This is a genomic window from Nonomuraea ceibae, from assembly GCF_019396325.1.
Classification (GTDB): Bacteria; Actinomycetota; Actinomycetes; order Streptosporangiales; family Streptosporangiaceae; genus Nonomuraea; species Nonomuraea ceibae.
Genome location: NZ_JAHKRO010000039.1, coordinates 1 through 17,140 on the forward strand (window position 1 = coordinate 1; position 17,140 = coordinate 17,140).

The window sequence follows — 17,140 nt, forward strand, 5'->3', positions numbered from 1 at the left end:
CCCGCAGGCCGGCGCCCGGCTCGCCGGTGTCGTCGGCCGCCGCCACCAGCAGCACCGTCCGCGTCGCCGCGGGCAGCTCGCCGATCCGGTCGCCGAACGTCCGCACGATCCTGTCCTGTACGGGGACGGGCCCGGGACCCGGCGTGATCCCGCCCGCGTCACGACCCCGGCGGGCCCGGGCCAGCACGCGCAGCGCCAGCGGGTTGCCGTCCGCCTCGGCCAGCACCTCCTCGCGCACGTGCGGCGGCAGGTCGCCGACCAGCGCCCGCGCCGCCTCACCCGTCAGGCCGCCCAGGCGCAGCTCCGGCAGCCCCGTCGTGGGGAAGCCGGGAGCGTGCGGCTCGCGTACGGCGAACATCATCACCACGCCCTCGGCCCGCAGCCGGCGCGCGGCGAACAGCAGGGCGGCGGCGGAGGCGCTGTCGAGCCACTGGGCGTCGTCGACCAGGCACAGCAGCGGCGCCCGCTCGGCCAGCAGGCCGAGCACCGCCAGCCCGATCATGAACGTGTCGCCGTCACCGTCACTCTCGGCCAGCCCGAGCGCGCCCGCGAGCGCGGCGGCCTGGCGGGGCGGGAGGGCGTCGAGGCGGTCGAGGAGGCCGCCGGTGAGCAGGCTGAGCCCGGCGTACGGCAGCTCGCTCTCCGCCTCGATCCCGGTCGCGCGGAGCACCTGCATGTCGTGGGCTCGGGCCAGGCCGGCGGTGTGGTCGAGCAGCGCCGTCTTGCCGATGCCCGCCTCGCCGCGGACGACCAGCGCCCCGCTCGTGCCCTCGCGGGCGGCGGCGAGCAGGGCGCCGACCGCCGCCTTCTCCTCCGTCCGCCCCCGCAGCATGCCTCAGAGGCTACCGCCAGTGATCGGCCGCCCAATCGCGGTAGGTCCTGGCCGGGCGGCCGGTGAGCTCCTCGACGGTCGCGGTGACCGGCTCGGGCTCAGGAGCCGGGCCCGTCATCCTGGCGACCAGCCCCTCGGCCACCTCGGCTCCGAAGACGGCCGTGTACTGCTCCCTGACCTCCTCCGGGGACGGCTGCTCGAAGCGCAGCTCGCGCCCCAGCACCTCCGACAGCACGGCCACCCGCTCGGGCGCGGTCAGCGCCTGCGGCCCGGTCAGCACGTGGGCCGTCCCGTCGTGCCCCTCGCCCGTGAGGACGCGCACGGCCGCGGCCGCCACGTCGGCCTCGTGGATGTGGGACCGCGCCCACCCGGCGGACGGCTCGCGGACCACGCCGTCGCGCCGGATGCCGTCGGCCCACTTGAGGTCGTTGGCCGCCAGCCCGGTGATGCGCAGGAACGTCCACGCCGAGGCGTGCTCCCTGATCAGCCGCTCGATCTCGGCGTGCGAGGCGTTGATCGGGTCGGCCGCGCCCGCCGCCGCGGAGGAGAAGTAGACGACGTGCCTGCCCGCCAGCCTCTTGATCGTCTCGGGCGCGGCGTGGTCGGCCCGGAGCGTCGGCCAGACGAGGAAGACCTTGCCCACGCCCTCCAGCGCCGCGTCGAGCGAGCCCGGCACGGCCAGATCGCCCTCGGCCACCGGCACGGGCAGCCGCGCCCGGCCCCCGTCGCGGGCCAGCGCCCGCACCCCCGGCACCCCGGCCGCCGTCAGCTGCCTGACGACCTCGCCGCCCACGCGGCCTGTCGCCCCTGTCACCAGAATCATCCCTCGACGGTAGGAGCGGCCCTGCCCGGTCAGCATCAGTCGATCGACTGATGCTGACGGTCCCGGCGCGACCGTAGCGTCGGCGTCATGAACGAGACGATTCTGGTGACAGGCGCCACCGGCCACACCGGCGGGCACGTGGTGCGGCAGTTGCACGAGCGCGGCGGCGTGACGATCAAGGCGTTGACCAGGGACCCCGCCAAGGCGGAGTTCCCCGAAGGGGTGCTGGCGGTCAAGGGCGACCTGAGCGATCCCGGCTCCCTCGACGAGGCGCTGGAGGGCGTGAGCAAGATCTTCCTGGTGTGGCCGACGATGTTCGCCGAGCGGTCGCCCGGTGTGGTGATCCCGAAGCTGGCGGCCCGGGCACGCCGGATCGTCTACCTGTCGGCGGGCGGCGCCGAGGCCAACGACGACCCGGACAACGCCTCGCACGGCCGGATCGAGCAACTGATCAGGCAGCACGCCGAGGAGTGGACGTTCCTGAGGTCCGGCGGCCACATGAGCAACGACCTCGGCTCCCCGGTGCCCGCCGACGGCGTGGTGCGCGGGCCGTTCCTGAGCTGGGCGCGCTCGCAGATCCACCCCCGTGACCTCGCCGCGGTGGGCGTGCGGGCGCTGCTCACCGACGACCTGCTCAACACGGCGACGCCGATGCTGACCGGCGAGGAGCTGATGACCGGCGCCGAGCGGATCCAGGTCGTGGCCGAGCTGGTCGGCAGGCCGGTGAAGAGCGTGGAGGAGCTCGCGCCCGAGGAAGCCAGGGAGTGGTTCCTGGCGTGGGTGCCGCCGGAGGACGTGGACGCCGTCATGGCGACCATGAAGGAGGTCGCCTCGCGGCCCGAGCCGGTCGTCCTGGCCGTCCGGGAGATCCTCGGCCGGCCGGCCACGCCCTACCGGGAGTGGGTGCTCGACCACCTGCCGGCGTTCGTGGAGCCGACGGCCGAGGGTGTCGGCCTGGCCTTCGTCAGCCTGGTCAACCGGGGCGAGAGCGCCGCCGTGACCCGCCACCTGATGACGTCCGGCCAGGTGAGCGGGCCCGTCGAGGGGCCCTACCTGCGGGCGGGCGACGACCGGTTCGCCGTGCGGTTCACCGCCGAGTCCGCCGTCGGCCTCTACACCGTGCGCGACGGGCGGATCGTCGCCGAGGAGCGCTTCTCCACGCCGTGAACCCCGGGGCCCGGCTCGCCCGGCCGGCGCGAGGACTGCTATGAAGGCAGGCCGGGAGAAAAGGGGCGTCTTGCTGGAGACCTTGACCTTCGTGCTGCTGATCGGCCTGTTGCTGCTGGCGCTGGCCTGGCCGGTGGCGGTGCTCGCCGTTCTCGCGCTCGCCGCCCTGTCCTGGTGGCGCCACGGGCGGCGGCCGGCGTGGGCGCCGCCCGCCGTGGCGGCGGCCACGGCCCTCGCCGCCTACGGCTACGGGCTGAGCACGACGACGTTCGGGGCGTGGACGGACCCGGACGACCGGTGCGGGCTGGCCAGGCCCGACCTGTACGCCTACGGCCATCGCGGCCCGGAGTCCGGGGCGCTGAGCATGTGGCCGCTGGGCGACACCACGTGCGGCCCCGACCTGGTGCCCGGCTTCGTCAATCCGCTGATCGCGGTATCGGTTACGGTGGCGGTGGCGGCCACGGTGGCGCTGGTGGCCCGGCGCCGGCGGGCGGCGCTCGCGGGGGAGCGGGGCTAGTCCTTGGGGCTGGTCTTCGAGTCGAGCCAGTCGTCGATCAGCGCGGTGAAGTCCTCACCCGTGTGGTGGTTGACCCAGGCGGTGAACGACGCCCGGTCCTGGCCGGTGTTGCGGTGCTCCTGGGCCCAGGCGCGGGTCATGGCGAAGAACCGCTCGTCGCCGATCCGCTCGCGGATCTCGTGCAGCATCAGCGCGGGGCCGTAGTAGATGTTGCTCCCCGCGAACCAGTCGCGCCGGTAGTCGCCGGGCGGGCCCTGCCTCTTGCGCAGGTCCCTCTCGTGCACGCGCATGTCGGCCATGAGCTCGTCCATCGTGCCCGGCTCGTGGTCGGCGTGCCACTGGAGCTCGAAGTACATGGCGAAGCCCTCGTTCAGCCACACGTCCTTCCAGGTGCGCGGGCCGACGCTGTCGCCGAACCACTGGTGGGCGAGCTCGTGCAGCACCACGGAGGGCTTCAGGTACTCGCCGCCGAGGGTGATCATCTGCTGGGTCTCCATGCCGGTCTCGCTGGTGGAGACCAGACCGGCGCTGGGGAAGGGGTACGGGCCCACCCTCTTCTCCATCCAGCGGATCAGCTCCGGCGTCCGGCGGGCCACCGGCAGGGCGGTCCTGGCGTCGCCGGGGCGGATCCAGTAGGTGATCGGGAGGCCGCGCGGCCCCTTGTCCCGGTGCAGCCGGTACCGGTCGGCGGTGAACAGCGTCAGGTAGCTGGCGACCGGGTCGGTCGACCTCCACAGGTAGGTGGCCTTGCCGCCCTTCTCGCTCCTGCCCCGGTACGTGCCGTGCGCGACGCCCGCCCAGCCCTTGGGTACGGTGATGGCGACGTCGTAGAGCGCCTCGTCCGACGGGTGGTCGTTCACCGGGAACCAGGTGAAGGCGCCGTAGGGCTCCTGCAGCGCCCAGATGGATCCGTCGAACTGCGGCTGGGCGCCGAGGTATCGGAGGTCGTAGCGCCGCTGCCCGGAGGCGTGCGGCTCGGGCATGCCGTGATAGCGGACGACGACCCGGGCGCCCTGGTCGGCGGCGAGCTGGGCGGGCAGCGGGATCGTCAGGTCGTCCTTGCGCCGCTGCGGCTTGACGGCCCTGCCGTCCACGGTCACCTTGTCGATCTTGAGGGCGTGGCCGAAGTCGAGCCTGATCTCGCTGATCGGCTCCACGGCCCGCAGGGTGAGCGTGGCGGTGCCCGTCAGGGTGTGGGCGGACGGCTTCCAGCCCAGCTTGAGGTCGTAGTGGAGCACGTCGATCGACGGGTTGCCGTAGGCCGGGTAGACGGGATCCTCGACCGGCTGCGAGCGTCCCTTGGCGTAGGGGGTCAGGTCCACCGGTGGGGAGGCGGTGACCGCCGAGGCGGTGCCGCCGCTGGTGGCGGTCAGCGCCGCAGCCAGGACGAATATGGATAATCTCCGCATCCGCGTCAGCCTAGGGATCTTGGGAGCGCGTGTCGAGACGCGTCAGGACATGACGTACAAGACCCTTTTGGTATGGGGTGGGACGGTGGAGCCGCGTTACCCTGCGCTCAGAATCGGGTTCTGAGCCATAGGGAGAGCCATGCCGGACAACCTCGTCTTCCGCCAGCCCCCGACCTTCGACAGCCTGGAGGAGGAGCGACTGCATCGCAAGCAGCGGCTCGCGGCGGCGCTGCGCATCTTCGGCAAGTTCGGCTTCGAGGAGGGGATCGCCGGGCACATCACCGCCCGCGACCCGGAGCTGACCGACCACTTCTGGGTCAACCCGTTCGGCATGTCGTTCAAGCACATCACGGTCAGCGACCTGCTGCTCGTCGACCACGACGGCAACGTGGTCGAGGGTGACCGGCCGGTCAACCGGGCGGCGTTCGCCATCCACTCCCAGGTGCACCAGGCCAGGCCCGACGTGGTCGCGGCGGCGCACAGCCACTCGGTCTACGGGCGGGCCCTGTCGGCGCTCGGCCAGACCATCGAGCCGATCACCCAGGACGCCTGCGCCTTCTACCGGGACAACGCGCTGTTCGACGACTACACGGGCGTGGTGACCGAGGTGGAGGAGGGCAAGCGCATCGCCGCCGCGCTGGGCGGCAACAAGGCCGTCGTGCTGCGCAACCACGGCCTGCTCACGGTCGGGGAGACGGTCGACTCGGCCGTCTGGTGGTTCGTCACGATGGAACGCTCGGCCCAGGTGCAGCTCGTCGCCAAGGCCGCCGGGCAGGTCGTGCCCATCGAACCGGCCAACGCCGCGCTCACCCATTCGCAGGTCGGCACCGAGCTGGCCGGCTGGGTGAGCTTCCAGCCGCTGCACGACCAGATCGTCCGCGAGCAGCCCGACCTGTTCGACTGACGGCTAGGCGCGGGCCACGCCGGCCAGGATGCCCGGCCGCTTCAGGTCGGGCGCGGCCGGCGGCGCCTGCGGGTCCCAGTCGGCGACCGGGACGAGGCCCGGCTCCAGCAGGTCGAGGTCGTCGAAGAAGCCGGCGATCTGGTCGCGGTCGCGCCGCGCGATGCCGCCCGCCGCCGTCGCCGCGTAGACCTGCTGGCCGGAGCGCGCCACCCCGTCGTCGGCGTCGCCCGCGTAGATGTGCGACAGCACCAGGTGGCAGCCCGGCCGCAGCCGCTCGCGGATCCGCGCGGTGACGCGCGCCGCCTCGGCGTCGTCGGTGACGAAGTGCAGCACCGCCACCAGCAGCACCGCGTACGGGCGCGTCAGGTCGAGGTGGCCGGTGACGCGCGGGTCGTCGAAGATCGCGTCGGGGTCCCTGAGATCGCCCTCCACGGCGATGGCGCCCGCGTCGCCGGCCAGCAGCGCCCGCGCGTGGACCTGGACGATCGGATCGTTGTCGACGTAGACGACGCGCGAGCCGGCGGCGTGCCGGCGGGCCACCTGGTGCACGTTGTCCTGGGTGGGCAGGCCCGCGCCGATGTCGACGAACTGGCGGACGCCGGCGTCGGTCAGCTCGCGGACGGCCCGGCCCAGGAAGGCGCGGTTGGCGCGGGCGATCTCGCGGGCGTCATTGCCCATCTGGCGGCCGATCTCGATCATCCGCTCGGCCGCCTCCCGGTCCGAGGCGAAGTTGTCCTTGCCGCCGAGGTAGTAGTCGTACATGCGCGCGACGCTCGGCACCCGCACGTCGATCCCGGCGGGCGCCTGCTCGGGGCCGCTCACGCGACCACCCCTCTCGTGGACGACACGTAGACGATCTTCCCGGAGGCGATTCTAGGCACGCCGGAACGTGTGCCGATAGGCCAGCGGCGAAACCCCCACGGCGGCGTGCAGGTGCTGGCGCAGCGACACCGCCGAGCCGAACCCGGCCCGCCGCGCCACCTCCTCCACGCCCAGATCGGTCGTCTCCAGCAGGTGGCGGGCGTGCTCGACGCGCTGCCTGGTCAGCCAGCGGGCCGGGCTCATTGCCGTCTCCTCGCGAAAGCGCCTGGTGAACGTCCGCACGCTCATCCCGGCGTGCCCGGCCAGCGCCTCCAGGTCGAGCGGCGCGTCGAGCCGCGACAGCATCCACGCGCGGGTGGCGGCGGTGCCGTTGCCGGAGGCGGGCGGCAGGTGGCGCTCGATGTACTGGGCCTGGCCGCCCTCCCGCCACGGCGGCATGACGCACCGCCTGGCCGCGCGGTTGGCCACCTCGCTGCCGTGGTCGCGCCTGACCACGTGCAGGCACAGGTCGAGCCCGGCGGCGACCCCGGCCGAGGTGAGCACGTCGCCGTCGTCGATGAACAGCACGTCGGGATCGAGCCTGACCTTCGGGAACAGGGCGGCGAAACGGGCGGCGTCGCGCCAGTGGGTGGTGGCCCGGCGGCCGTCGAGCAGCCCCGCCGCCGCCAGCACGTACGCGCCGGTGCAGATCGACATCACCCGGGGCCGCCCGCGCAGCGCCTCGCGAAGCTCGCCGGGGATCGTGCCGTCGCGCATCACCTGGCCGCCGTGCACGCCCGTGACCACGACCGTGCCGGCGGTGTCGAGCACGTCCAGGTCGTGATCGGGCAGCACGCTGTAGCCGGCCGAGCAGCGCACCGGCGCCCGGCCCGGCGAACACGTCACCACCTCGTACAGCTTCTCCCCGGCCGGCGACTCCGCGGTCCAGAACACCTGGCCCGGCACGCCCAGGTCGAGCGGGGCGAACTGGTCGAGCACGACGACCGCGATCCGATGCGCCATGGCCGGATTCTTTCACATCATGGCCAACCGGCCACTCGCGGCCATATCGGCAGTTGTCCAAGGATGGACGCATGACTGTGAGCACCACCCCCACCAGGCGCGTCCGGGTGCACCGGGCCTGGTTCGTCGCGGCCGTCGCGTTCGTCGCCATCCTGGGCGCCGCCGGCTTCCGCGCCACCCCCGGCGTCCTGATCACGCCCCTCCAGGAGGAGTTCGGCTGGGGCAGGGGCGTGATCTCGCTGGCCGTCTCGATCAACCTGGTGCTCTACGGCCTGACCGCGCCGTTCGCCGCCGCGCTGATGGACCGCTTCGGCATGCGCCGCGTCGTCTCGCTGGCGCTGCTGCTCGTCGCCGTGGGCAGCGGGCTCACGGTGCTGATGACCGCGACCTGGCACCTGATGCTGCTGTGGGGCGTGCTCGTCGGGCTCGGCACCGGGTCCATGGCGCTGGTGTTCGCGGCCACGGTGACCGACCGGTGGTTCGTCCGGCACCGCGGGCTCGTCACCGGCGTGCTCACCGCGGCGGGCGCCACCGGGCAGCTCGTCTTCCTGCCCGTGCTCGCCCACCTGGCCCAGGGGCCCGGCTGGCGGGCCGCCTCGCTGGCCGTCGCCGGGTCGGCCCTGGCCGTGGTGCCGTTCGTGTGGTGGCTGCTCCGCGACCGGCCCGAGGACGTGGGCACCACCGCGCTCGGCGCCGACCCGGACGCGCCCCGTACCCCGGCCCCCACCGTGAACGCCGCCGTCCGCGCGCTCACCGTGCTGCGGTCGGCGGCCCGTACGCGTCCGTTCTGGTATCTCGCGGGCGGGTTCGCGATCTGCGGCGCCAGCACGAACGGGCTCGTCAGCACCCACTTCATCCCGGCGGCGCACGACCACGGCATGCCCGAGCCGATGGCCGCCGGGCTGCTGGCCGTGATCGGGATCTTCGACATCGTCGGCACCGTCGCCTCCGGCTGGCTCAGCGACAAGGTGGACCCGCGCATCCTGCTCGGCGTCTACTACGCGCTGCGCGGGCTGTCGCTCATGGTGCTGCCGAGCCTGTTCGCCGCCACCGCCGAGCCCAGCATGCTGATCTTCATCGTGTTCTACGGGCTGGACTGGGTGGCGACCGTGCCGCCCACGGTCGCGCTGTGCCGCAGCGTCTACGGGTCCGACGGGGCCGTGGTGTTCGGCTGGGTGTTCGGCGCGCACCAGGTCGGCGCCGCCATCGCCGCCGTCGGCGCCGGGCTCGCCCGCGACCAGCTCGGCGCGTACGACGTCGCCTGGTACGCCTCCGGCGCCCTCTGCCTCCTGGCCACCGGCATGTCCCTGGCGATCAGGCATAGTAAGGGGCGATGAACGACGCAGAGCTGATGGTCCTGCCCCTCGTGGTCAGGATCGAACGGGCCACGCCCCCCGAGCGCACCGACGCCCTGGAGGCCGCGGCGACGGCCGTGCTGAGCCTGCTCGACGACCCCGGCGAGTGGGCCGCCGAGCTGCATGCTTGGCAGTCCACCGGCAAGATCCGCAAGGTGGTCCGGCGGGCCAGGGGCGCCGAGTGGCGCCGGGCGCTCGCGCTGCCCGGCCGCACGATCGAGCACCGCAGCGCCGAGGTGCGCGTGCACCCGCCGGTGCCGCTCGATGACTGGCCGCGCGACCTGGCCCGGCTGCAGGTGTCCGGCACCGAGCTCGCCGACACGCGCGAGCCCGGCCCGGCCGAGCCGCCGGTCCTGTGGGAGAACGCGCGCCTGGCCATGTCCGCGGGCAAGGCGATGGCGCAGGCCGGGCACGCCGCCCAGCTCGCCTGGTGGGCCAGCGACGACGCCGGGCGGGCGGCCTGGCGCGAGCGCGGCCTGACCGTGTCGGTGCGCGCCGCCGCCCGCGAGCCGTTCGACGCCCTGGCCGCCGCCGGGCTGCCCGTGGTGCGCGACGCCGGGTTCACCGAGATCGAGCCCGGCTCCAGCACGTTCGTCGCCGACGTCCCGTGGCTGCGGGCCGACTCGGCTAGAGCGTGAAGACGTCCGCCAGCACCCCGCCCGCGGGCGTGATCCGCGCCGGTGACGGGCTGTCGTAGACGACCATCAGCCGCCCGTCGTCGAGCAGCGCCAGGCCCTCCGGATGGTCGCAGCCGACCCCGTACGGAAGCTCCAGGACCGTCTCCAGCTCGTCCGCCGGGACCAGGAGCTCGCGCCGGGCGCCGATCCGCCAGCGCACCACCCGCACCGGCCCGTCCAGGTCCATCGTCGGCCCGGCCAGCAGCAGGAGCGAGCCCCGGTCCGGGCACATGTCGCGCACGCCGAGCCCGCCCAGGTCCAGGAAGTGCTTGCGGCACGGCTCGGCCAGGCTCAGCCGGCCCAGGCCCGCCTCCTGCGGCCGCAGCTCCAGCACCACCGCCCAGCCGCGCAGCACCGGCCCGCGCAGTCCCAGGTAGACGCGGCCGGCGGTGACCGCGATGCCCTCCACGTCGAAGCCGTTGTCCTTGCCCGGCAGCGCCAGGAACGGCCCCAGGTGCGGGTCGTCGCGCAGGTGTCCGGTCAGCTCGCGCGGCCCCGACATGATCGCGCCGGGCTGCGGCGCGCCGGTCCGCGGGTCCAGCGGCAGCCGGACGAGGATGAACCGGTTCTCCTCCCGCACCACCGTGGCCAGCCGGGCGGAGGCGCGTCCGGGGTCCTTGGACTTGACCTTCTTGCGCTTGAGCGCGTGCGAGCCGGTCAGCCACAGGAAGCCGTCGGACCTGGCCAGGCCCTCGATGTCGGCCTCGTCGTCCGGCCCGGCGGGCAGGTCCACGTAGTCGGCCAGCCGGTGACCGCGCTGGTCGCCGTAGTGCTCGCCCGTCCACGACAGGTGCTCGAACGTGGCGGTCTCGTCGCCGGCCACCCACAGCCCGTGCGGGCTCTGCCGGATCGCCGACAGGTTCGTGTGCGTCCGGGCGGTCCGGGACGCGAGGTCGAAGCGGAGCTCTACCTGTTCCACGCAGTCATGATGACACTTCGATAGCTTCCGCCACTTAAAGGGCTGTTATGCCGTACGCTCCCGTCGTGCTCGATGGGGAAGACGGGACAGAGGGTGCCCGAGTGAAGACCAAGATCCGGCCTGGCAGCCCTCCGCCCAAACGCTCCCGCATCGGGGACCTGCGCATGGGGGTGGTCTACCGCGGGCTCGCCGTCGTGGCGGTCGTGGCCGTCGCCGCCGTCACCGTGGTGCTCGTCCGCCCCTCCGACCCGGACGAGGCAGGGCAGCGGCCGATCGCCGCGCCATCGGCCGTGCCCGCCTCGTCCGCGCCACCCGCGTCCACCCCGCCGGCCTCGCTCGACCCGGCCCCGACGCCCGTCGCCGTCGACTCCACCCCCACCCCCAAGCCGGGCTCGTCGCTCGCGCCCGGCTACACGGCGATGGAGGCCCTGTACGCCGACGACCGCCTGCCGAGACTGCCTGCCAAGATCCGGCGGCTGAAGCTGCCCGCCCCCGCCAAGCGCCTGCTGAAGGACAAGCGCGCCGGCCTCGCCCTGCCGGACCTCGGCCGCCCCTGGAAGACGTACGGAGCCGCGCCGTTCACCAGCAAGCAGGTGCTGCCCAAGCTGCGCGGCGACAGCAGGCGCGGCATGCTCGTGAGCTGCCCGGTGCCGATCAAGCCGCAGAAGTTCCCCCGCGACACCGCGCTGCTGGCCGCCCGCTGGACGCTCAACCACCACCCCGAGGGCGCCAAGGTCCGCTGGCTGGCCTCCCAGCCGGTCAAGCGCGGCTGGATGCTCGTCTACCAGGTCTCGTACGGCAAGCGCAGCTCGCGGGCGGCGGTCGTGGTGGCCGACAGCGGAATGGCCAAGCCGGGTTTGGCGTTTGTGACAGTGCCTGACTCGCAGCGCAAGAGGTGGCGCGACATCACGCGCGTGGTCTCCGGGGTGCGTGTCCTAGGCTAATTGATCATCATTGCGGCGATTTGGGGGAGTGGCGCCGTGGAAGAACGGACTGGATCGCCGCAGGTGCCGAAGAAGGGCAAGGTCAAGCCGCCCTGGCGGGCCGAAGGGCTGCCCGGCACCCCAGGCGGCCGCCCGAAGATCAACTGGTGGCGGTTCGCCGTCACCCTGCTGGTCGTCTACGCGGCGTTCTTCTTCGTCTCGTCCTTCTTCGACAGCAACCAGGTCGAGACCGTCTCCTACACCGAGTTCACCAAGCAGGTGAACGGCGGGAACGTCAAGGAGATCTACGCCACCGGCCTGTCGGTCGAAGGCCATCTCAAGAGCGCGGCCAAGGACCCCGGCAGCGGCAACCAGTCCTATACGGACTTCCGCACCGAGATCCCCACCTTCGCCAACACCGACCAGCTCTCGCAGCAGCTCAACGCGGCAGGTGTGGAGATCAAGGCCGAGCCGCTCACCTCGGGCCGCGGCTTCTTCCTCAACCTCCTGCTGTCGCTGCTGCCCGTGCTGCTGCTGGCCGGGCTGTGGATCTGGATCATGCGCCGCGGCGCCAGCATGATGGGCGGCGGCGGACTCGGCGGCCTCGGCAAGTCGAAGGCGGCCAAACCCCTCGAAGCGGGGCAGGTGCGGGTCACGTTCGAGGACGTGGCGGGCATCGACGAGGTGGAGAACGAACTCGTCGAGATCGTCGACTACCTCAAGGACCCCGACAAGTACCGCAGGCTCGGCGCCAAGCTGCCCAAGGGCGTGCTGCTCGCCGGCCCGCCCGGCACCGGCAAGACGCTGCTCGCGCGGGCCGTCGCCGGCGAGGCCAAGGTGCCCTACTTCTCGGCCAGCGCGTCCGAGTTCATCGAGATGATCGTCGGCGTCGGCGCGTCCCGGGTCCGCGACCTGTTCGAGGAGGCGCGCAAGGTCGCCCCGTCGATCGTGTTCATCGACGAGATCGACGCCATCGGCCGGGCACGCGGCGGCGCGGGCGGCATCGGCGGCCACGACGAGCGCGAGCAGACGCTCAACCAGATCCTCACCGAGATGGACGGCTTCTCCGGCGCCGAAGGCGTCATCGTCATCGGCGCCACCAACCGGCCCGAGGTTCTCGACCCGGCCCTGCTGCGGCCCGGCCGCTTCGACCGCACCGTCCAGGTCGGCCTGCCCGACCAGGCCGGCCGCACCGCCATCCTCGGCGTCCACAGCAGGGGAGTGCCGCTCGACGGCGCCGTCAGCCTCGACCAGCTCGCCAAGACCACGCCCGGCATGACCGGCGCCGACCTGGCCAACCTCGTCAACGAGGCGGCCCTGCTCGCCGCCAAGCGCGGCAAGGAGAAGGTCGGCATGGCCGACTTCGCCGACGCGCTGGAGAAGCTCCAGCTCGGCGCCGCCCGCAGCATCGTCATGCCCGAGGACGAGCGCACCCGCACCGCCTACCACGAGGCCGGACACGCCCTGCTCGGCATGCTCCAGCCCGGCGCCGACCCGGTCAGGAAGATCTCCATCATCCCGCGCGGCCGGGCGCTCGGCGTCACGCTGTCCACCCCCGACACCGACCGCTACGCCTACGACGAGAAGTACCTGCGCGGCCGCATCACCGGCGCGCTCGGCGGCATGGCGGCCGAGGACGTCATCTACGGCGTCATCACCACCGGCGCCGAGAACGACCTGGAGCAGGTCACCATGATCGCCCGCGGCATGGTCGGCCGCTGGGGCATGTCGGCCAAGGTCGGCCCGCTCACCATCCTGCCCAGCGACGGCCAGCCGCAGGCCTCGCCCGCCACCCTCGCCATCGTCGACGAGGAGGCGCGGCGGATCGTGGACGAGTGCTACGCCGACGCCGTGCGCATCCTGCGCGAGAACCGCGACAAGCTCGAAGGCATCGTCGCCGCCCTGCTGGAGCACGAGACCCTCGACGAGGCCACCGCCTACGGAGCCGCCGGTTTGGCCAAAAGTTAGCGAGGGGCCGACGTAGGCTCGGCCCGCGCCGGGGAACGACCATCGGAACGACGATCGGGAGGACTTGGCGTGACTCTGACGGACCAGCTCGTCGCCGAGCTCGGCGATCCCGGCCTGGAGCAGCTCGCCGGGATGCTCGGCACCGACCCGGCCACGGTCCGCGAGGTCCTCAGGGCGGCGACCGGCGTCGTCGTCGCCGGCATGGTCCGCAGCTCCGAGCACCCCGACGGCGCCGAGGCGCTGCGCGGCGCGCTCGACGACCACGTCGACGCCGACCCCTTCAACGGCGACGTCGCCACCCTGGCCCGCGACGGGCAGAACATCCTCGCCCACGTCCTCGGCGGCCAGGGCGCCGACCACGCCGCCGACGCGCTCGCCGACCTGACCGGCCTCGACTCCGCCGCCCTGGTCAAAGTGCTGCTCCTGCTCGCCCCCATGGTCATGTCACTGCTCGCCGACCGCGCCGAACGCGCCGGCATGAGCACCCAGGACATGACCGCCGAACTCCGCCGCGAGCGCGCCGCCGTCCCCGCCGCCCTCGAACCCCTGCTCGCCGACCTCCTCGGCGCCCCGTCCTCGCCCACGCGGTCGCCGCACGCCGAATGGTGACCGGTAGGCTGACCCGGTGATCGTTCTGGCCTCAGCTTCTGCCGCCCGCCTGGCCCTGCTGCGCAGCGCCGGACTCGACCCCAAGGTGATCGTGAGCGGGGTCGACGAAGAGGCGTTCACCGCCCACACCCCCGCCGCCCTCGCCCTCGTGCTGGCCAAGGCCAAGGCCACCGCCGTCGCCGAACGGCTGGACGAAGGGCTGGTCATCGGCTGCGACTCCATCCTGGAGCTCGACGGCCGCCCCTACGGCAAGCCCGCCTCCGCCGAGGAGGTCGCCGAGCGCTGGCGGATCATGCGCGGGCGCACCGGCAGGCTCGTCACCGGCCACTGCGTCATCGACGTCGCCGCCGGCCGCCAGGCCGCCGAGACCGCCACCACCGTCGTCCACTTCGGCCAGCCCACCGAAGAGGAGATCGCCGCCTACGCCGAGACCGGCGAGCCGCTCAACCTCGCCGGCGCGTTCAGCATCGAAGGACGCGGCGGCTGGTTCGTCGACGGCATCGAAGGCGACCACGGCAACGTGCTCGGCCTGTCGCTGCCGCTGCTGCGCCGCCTGCTCGACGAGCTCGGCTACGCGGTCACGCCGCTCTGGCGCTAGCGTTTGCGACATGCGATCAATGCGCGACTTCGCCGCCGGCGTCGGCTTCTTCCTGCAAGGCGTGGGCTGGGTCGCCAGAAACGGGCGGTGGTGGCTGTTCGGGCTCATCCCGGCGCTCATCGCGTTCGCCGTCTACGTGGCGGCGCTGTACCTTCTCGGCACCAACGCCGGCACGCTGGCGGAGTTCCTGACGCCGTTCGCCGACACCTGGTCGTGGCGTGAGGCGTTCCGCACCGCGATCGCCGTCGCGCTCTTCCTCGGCGGGCTCGCCCTGGCCGTGCTCACGTTCACCGCGCTGACGCTGGCCATCGGGGAGCCGTTCTACGAGAAGCTGTCGGCCGCCGCCGACCCGCTGCCCGATGCCGAGGAGCAGCCCTGGTGGCGCACGCTGCCGCGCTCCATCCGCGACAGCCTCGTCACGCTGGGATACGTGCTGCTGTTCACGATCCCGCTGTTCTTCCTCGGGTTCGTGCCGGTGATCGGGCAGACCGTGGTGCCGGTGGTGGGGGCGGCGGTGTCCGGGTTCTTCCTCACCGTCGAGCTGACCACGCTGGCGCTGGAGCGGCGCGGGCTCGTCAGGAAGCAGCGGTTCGCGCTGCTGCGGGGCAGCAAGGCGGCGTCGCTCGGGTTCGGGGTGGTGGTGTTCGTGCTGTTCCTGGTGCCGTTCGTGGCGGTGATCGCGATGCCGGCGGCGGTGGCGGGCGCGGCCCTGCTGGTCAGGCACCGCCTCGCCCCCGGCACGCCTACCACCCCGCCCCCGGCCCACCCGTGAGCGAGCTGTAGCACCTTGTCCGCAGGGCGCCCTTGCCGTTTGTTCACCGGGGTGCCCTCGCCACGCCGCTTGTCCACAGGCCGCACCCCCGCTGCGCCGCCCGTCCACAGAACCCGTTCCACCCGCCTCCCGCACCCCTCGTCCCCGGCATCCTCCATGCCATGACGACGAACACCTCCGAGCCCTGCCTCACCCTGACCAGCCCCGCCGACATCCTGGCCGCCGTGCCCTACCTGGTCGGCTTCCACCCTGCCGACAGCCTCATCGTGCTCGGCATCGCCCAGGGCCAGGCCAAGGTCGCCGCCCGCTGGGGGCTGCCGTTCCCGCCCGGCACCCTCGACCCCCTGGCGGCGCTGATCGCCCGCGAGAAGCTGGCCCAGGTCGTCGTGGTCGGCTACGGCCCGGGTGAGCGCGTCACCCCGGCCGTCGACGAGGCCAGGGCCGTGGCGGCGAGGGCGGGCGTGGAGGTCGCCGAGGCGATGCGCGCCGACGGCGGTCGCTACTGGTCCTACGTCTGCGACAGCACCCGCTGCTGCCCGCCCGAAGGCACCCCCTACGACCCGACGTCGAGCCGCGTCGCCGCCGAGGCGACCGTGCGCGGCCTGGTCGCCCTCCCCGACCGCCAGACCCTCGAACGCACCCTCGCCCCGGTCACCGGCCCCGTCCGGATGGCGATGCGCCGGGCGACCTCAGCCGCCGTCGCCGAGCTGACCAGCGGACTCGCGGCAGATCCCGACCCCGACGCGTACGCCCGCCGCTTCGTGACCGGCGGCCTGGCCCGGCTCCACGCCGCCCTCGCACGCGGCGACCGGCTCAGCGACGCCGACGCCTCCCGGCTCGGCCTCGACCTGGCCGTCATCCGGGTGCGCGACGAGGCGTGGACGCTGATGGACGGCTCCCATGCCGCCCTCTGGAAGGACCTCACCCGCCGCCTGGAGCCCCGCTACGTGCCGCCGGCGGCCACGCTGCTGGCGATGGCGGCCTGGCGGGCGGGCGACAGCATCACCGCCACCATCGCCCTCGAACGCGCACTGAAGGCCGACCCGCACTACTCGATGGCCAACCTGCTCATGCACGCCCTGCAGAACCTGCTCTCACCCGGCATGGTCGACGCCCGCCTCCCGACGCCGGCGGAGCTCGACACGGCGATGGGCGAGCCGCACATCGGCTGGCTCGTCCCCCTGCTCGCCACCCTCGACGACGGCGACCAGGCCTGCGCCTGAGCCGTTCCGGCGTGGCTGCGGGTCAGAGCCCGCCCTCCTCGCGCCGCCGCCGCTCGTTGTAGGCCCGCATCCGGGGCGGATACCCGGTCAGCTGCACGTCGTAGACCGGGAGAGCGAGGTCACGCGCCACCTTGTGGATCACGGCGGGCGAGCCGACCCGGCGCCGCGTCCACTCCCCGTCGTCGGCGACGGCCACGGCGGTGGTGTCGGTCGCGAACGTCTCGGGCTCGACGTAGAACTCCACGCCGCGCCGCGACCGGGCGAAGGCGATCAGCGCTTCGATGTCGGCGTCGGTCGCCTCACGATCGAACTTAGCGATCTTCGGGCCGCGCCGCCGCCGGAGGCCGTAGCGGTCTCGCCATCTCATGCATCCTTTTTATACCGTCAAGTGGTACTAGTGCGCATGCCAAGCGTTGCCCCACCCCCGCGAAAAGCGCCCATTCCCACCATCCGCCCAGCTCAAGCCCCGATCCAGCCCTTCCGCATTAACCAAATTGCCTGCCACGATCCCCTCACCGGATGACGATTTCCGAAGCCCCGATTCTTGCGCCCACCCCGAATATCACCCCCGAACACCGCCACCCCCAAGACCATTCGCCCACACAGGACGAATCCGGTCA

At 73.0% G+C, this 17,140-nt stretch carries 18 protein-coding genes; 11 read left to right on the top strand and 7 right to left on the bottom strand.

Annotated elements, in window-relative coordinates; all coding sequences use genetic code 11:
• Together KME80_RS23530 and KME80_RS23535 are read right to left on the bottom strand one after the other, a co-directional pair.
• Positions 1–832: AAA family ATPase (locus KME80_RS23530; RefSeq protein ID WP_219508285.1), on the bottom strand; the 832-nt coding region annotated here is incomplete at its 3' end.
• A gap of 10 nt (positions 833–842) precedes the next feature.
• Positions 843–1,655, bottom strand: a complete 813-nt coding sequence (locus KME80_RS23535) for an NmrA family NAD(P)-binding protein (RefSeq protein ID WP_219508286.1) — start codon at positions 1,653–1,655, stop codon at positions 843–845.
• A gap of 87 nt (positions 1,656–1,742) precedes the next feature.
• Between KME80_RS23535 and KME80_RS23540 the strand changes: the two genes are divergently transcribed.
• A complete protein-coding gene (locus KME80_RS23540; RefSeq protein ID WP_219508287.1) occupies positions 1,743–2,822 on the top strand; it encodes an NAD(P)H-binding protein in 1,080 nt (359 codons plus the stop codon).
• Between the two features lie 70 nt (positions 2,823–2,892).
• Positions 2,893–3,339, top strand: a complete 447-nt coding sequence (locus tag KME80_RS23545; protein WP_219508288.1) for a hypothetical protein — start codon at positions 2,893–2,895, stop codon at positions 3,337–3,339.
• On the opposite strand, the gene KME80_RS23550 is transcribed toward KME80_RS23545, so the two are convergent.
• Positions 3,336–4,748: a M1 family metallopeptidase gene (locus KME80_RS23550; protein WP_219508289.1), complete on the bottom strand. Its 1,413-nt coding sequence runs from the start codon at positions 4,746–4,748 to the stop codon at positions 3,336–3,338. The genes KME80_RS23545 and KME80_RS23550 overlap by 4 nt on opposite strands.
• Before the next feature lie 139 nt (positions 4,749–4,887).
• Here KME80_RS23550 and KME80_RS23555 point away from each other — a divergent pair, with 139 nt between their 5' ends.
• Positions 4,888–5,652, top strand: coding sequence for a class II aldolase/adducin family protein (locus KME80_RS23555; RefSeq protein WP_219508290.1), 765 nt, complete (start codon positions 4,888–4,890; stop codon positions 5,650–5,652).
• 3 nt (positions 5,653–5,655) lie between these two features.
• On the opposite strand, the gene KME80_RS23560 is transcribed toward KME80_RS23555, so the two are convergent.
• Complete coding sequence (locus KME80_RS23560; RefSeq protein ID WP_219508291.1) at positions 5,656–6,474, bottom strand: SAM-dependent methyltransferase; 819 nt, start codon at positions 6,472–6,474, stop codon at positions 5,656–5,658.
• A gap of 51 nt (positions 6,475–6,525) precedes the next feature.
• Positions 6,526–7,476, bottom strand: coding sequence for a GlxA family transcriptional regulator (locus KME80_RS23565; RefSeq protein WP_219508292.1), 951 nt, complete (start codon positions 7,474–7,476; stop codon positions 6,526–6,528).
• Positions 7,477–7,547: 71 nt separating this feature from the next.
• Between KME80_RS23565 and KME80_RS23570 the strand changes: the two genes are divergently transcribed.
• Together KME80_RS23570 and KME80_RS23575 are read left to right on the top strand one after the other, a co-directional pair.
• Positions 7,548–8,813 (top strand): MFS transporter, encoded by a 1,266-nt coding sequence (locus KME80_RS23570; RefSeq protein ID WP_219508293.1) that lies wholly within the window; start codon positions 7,548–7,550, stop codon positions 8,811–8,813.
• Positions 8,810–9,469: a peptidyl-tRNA hydrolase gene (locus KME80_RS23575; RefSeq protein ID WP_246645586.1), complete on the top strand. Its 660-nt coding sequence runs from the start codon at positions 8,810–8,812 to the stop codon at positions 9,467–9,469. Before KME80_RS23570 ends, KME80_RS23575 begins: the two co-directional genes overlap by 4 nt.
• Here KME80_RS23575 and KME80_RS23580 read toward each other — a convergent pair.
• Positions 9,459–10,427, bottom strand: a complete 969-nt coding sequence (locus tag KME80_RS23580; RefSeq protein WP_219508294.1) for a DUF3616 domain-containing protein — start codon at positions 10,425–10,427, stop codon at positions 9,459–9,461. The genes KME80_RS23575 and KME80_RS23580 overlap by 11 nt on opposite strands.
• A gap of 101 nt (positions 10,428–10,528) precedes the next feature.
• Between KME80_RS23580 and KME80_RS23585 the strand changes: the two genes are divergently transcribed.
• From KME80_RS23585 to KME80_RS23610, 6 genes are all read left to right on the top strand, one after another.
• On the top strand, positions 10,529–11,371 hold the full coding sequence (locus KME80_RS23585) for a hypothetical protein (protein WP_219508295.1): 843 nt from the start codon (positions 10,529–10,531) through the stop codon (positions 11,369–11,371).
• A gap of 36 nt (positions 11,372–11,407) precedes the next feature.
• A complete protein-coding gene (ftsH, locus tag KME80_RS23590; RefSeq protein ID WP_308125898.1) occupies positions 11,408–13,318 on the top strand; it encodes an ATP-dependent zinc metalloprotease FtsH in 1,911 nt (636 codons plus the stop codon).
• A 69-nt stretch (positions 13,319–13,387) separates the two neighbouring features.
• Positions 13,388–13,927: a DUF937 domain-containing protein gene (locus KME80_RS23595; protein WP_219508296.1), complete on the top strand. Its 540-nt coding sequence runs from the start codon at positions 13,388–13,390 to the stop codon at positions 13,925–13,927.
• A gap of 16 nt (positions 13,928–13,943) precedes the next feature.
• Entirely contained in the window at positions 13,944–14,525 is a 582-nt protein-coding gene (locus KME80_RS23600) for a Maf family protein (RefSeq protein WP_219508297.1), read from the top strand.
• A 10-nt stretch (positions 14,526–14,535) separates the two neighbouring features.
• Positions 14,536–15,297, top strand: a complete 762-nt coding sequence (locus tag KME80_RS23605) for an EI24 domain-containing protein (RefSeq protein ID WP_246645588.1) — start codon at positions 14,536–14,538, stop codon at positions 15,295–15,297.
• A gap of 161 nt (positions 15,298–15,458) precedes the next feature.
• Entirely contained in the window at positions 15,459–16,520 is a 1,062-nt protein-coding gene (locus KME80_RS23610; RefSeq protein ID WP_219508298.1) for a DUF4192 domain-containing protein, read from the top strand.
• Between the two features lie 22 nt (positions 16,521–16,542).
• Here KME80_RS23610 and KME80_RS23615 read toward each other — a convergent pair whose 3' ends face one another.
• Complete coding sequence (locus KME80_RS23615) at positions 16,543–16,887, bottom strand: hypothetical protein (protein ID WP_138713462.1); 345 nt, start codon at positions 16,885–16,887, stop codon at positions 16,543–16,545.
• Positions 16,888–17,140: the final 253 nt, after the last annotated feature.

Excerpts from the sequence above, each read along its gene's own strand:
- KME80_RS23550 (WP_219508289.1), bottom strand. The coding sequence starts at position 4,748 with ATGCGGAGATTATCCATATTCGTCCTGGCTGCGGCGCTGACCGCCACC.
- KME80_RS23540 (WP_219508287.1), top strand. The coding sequence starts at position 1,743 with ATGAACGAGACGATTCTGGTGACAGGCGCCACCGGCCACACCGGCGGG.
- KME80_RS23610 (WP_219508298.1), top strand. The coding sequence starts at position 15,459 with ATGACGACGAACACCTCCGAGCCCTGCCTCACCCTGACCAGCCCCGCC.
- KME80_RS23605 (WP_246645588.1), top strand. The coding sequence starts at position 14,536 with ATGCGATCAATGCGCGACTTCGCCGCCGGCGTCGGCTTCTTCCTGCAA.
- KME80_RS23535 (WP_219508286.1), bottom strand. The coding sequence starts at position 1,655 with ATGATTCTGGTGACAGGGGCGACAGGCCGCGTGGGCGGCGAGGTCGTC.
- KME80_RS23555 (WP_219508290.1), top strand. The coding sequence starts at position 4,888 with ATGCCGGACAACCTCGTCTTCCGCCAGCCCCCGACCTTCGACAGCCTG.
- KME80_RS23615 (WP_138713462.1), bottom strand. The coding sequence starts at position 16,887 with ATGAGATGGCGAGACCGCTACGGCCTCCGGCGGCGGCGCGGCCCGAAG.
- KME80_RS23570 (WP_219508293.1), top strand. The coding sequence starts at position 7,548 with ATGACTGTGAGCACCACCCCCACCAGGCGCGTCCGGGTGCACCGGGCC.
- KME80_RS23575 (WP_246645586.1), top strand. The coding sequence starts at position 8,810 with ATGAACGACGCAGAGCTGATGGTCCTGCCCCTCGTGGTCAGGATCGAA.
- KME80_RS23565 (WP_219508292.1), bottom strand. The coding sequence starts at position 7,476 with ATGGCGCATCGGATCGCGGTCGTCGTGCTCGACCAGTTCGCCCCGCTC.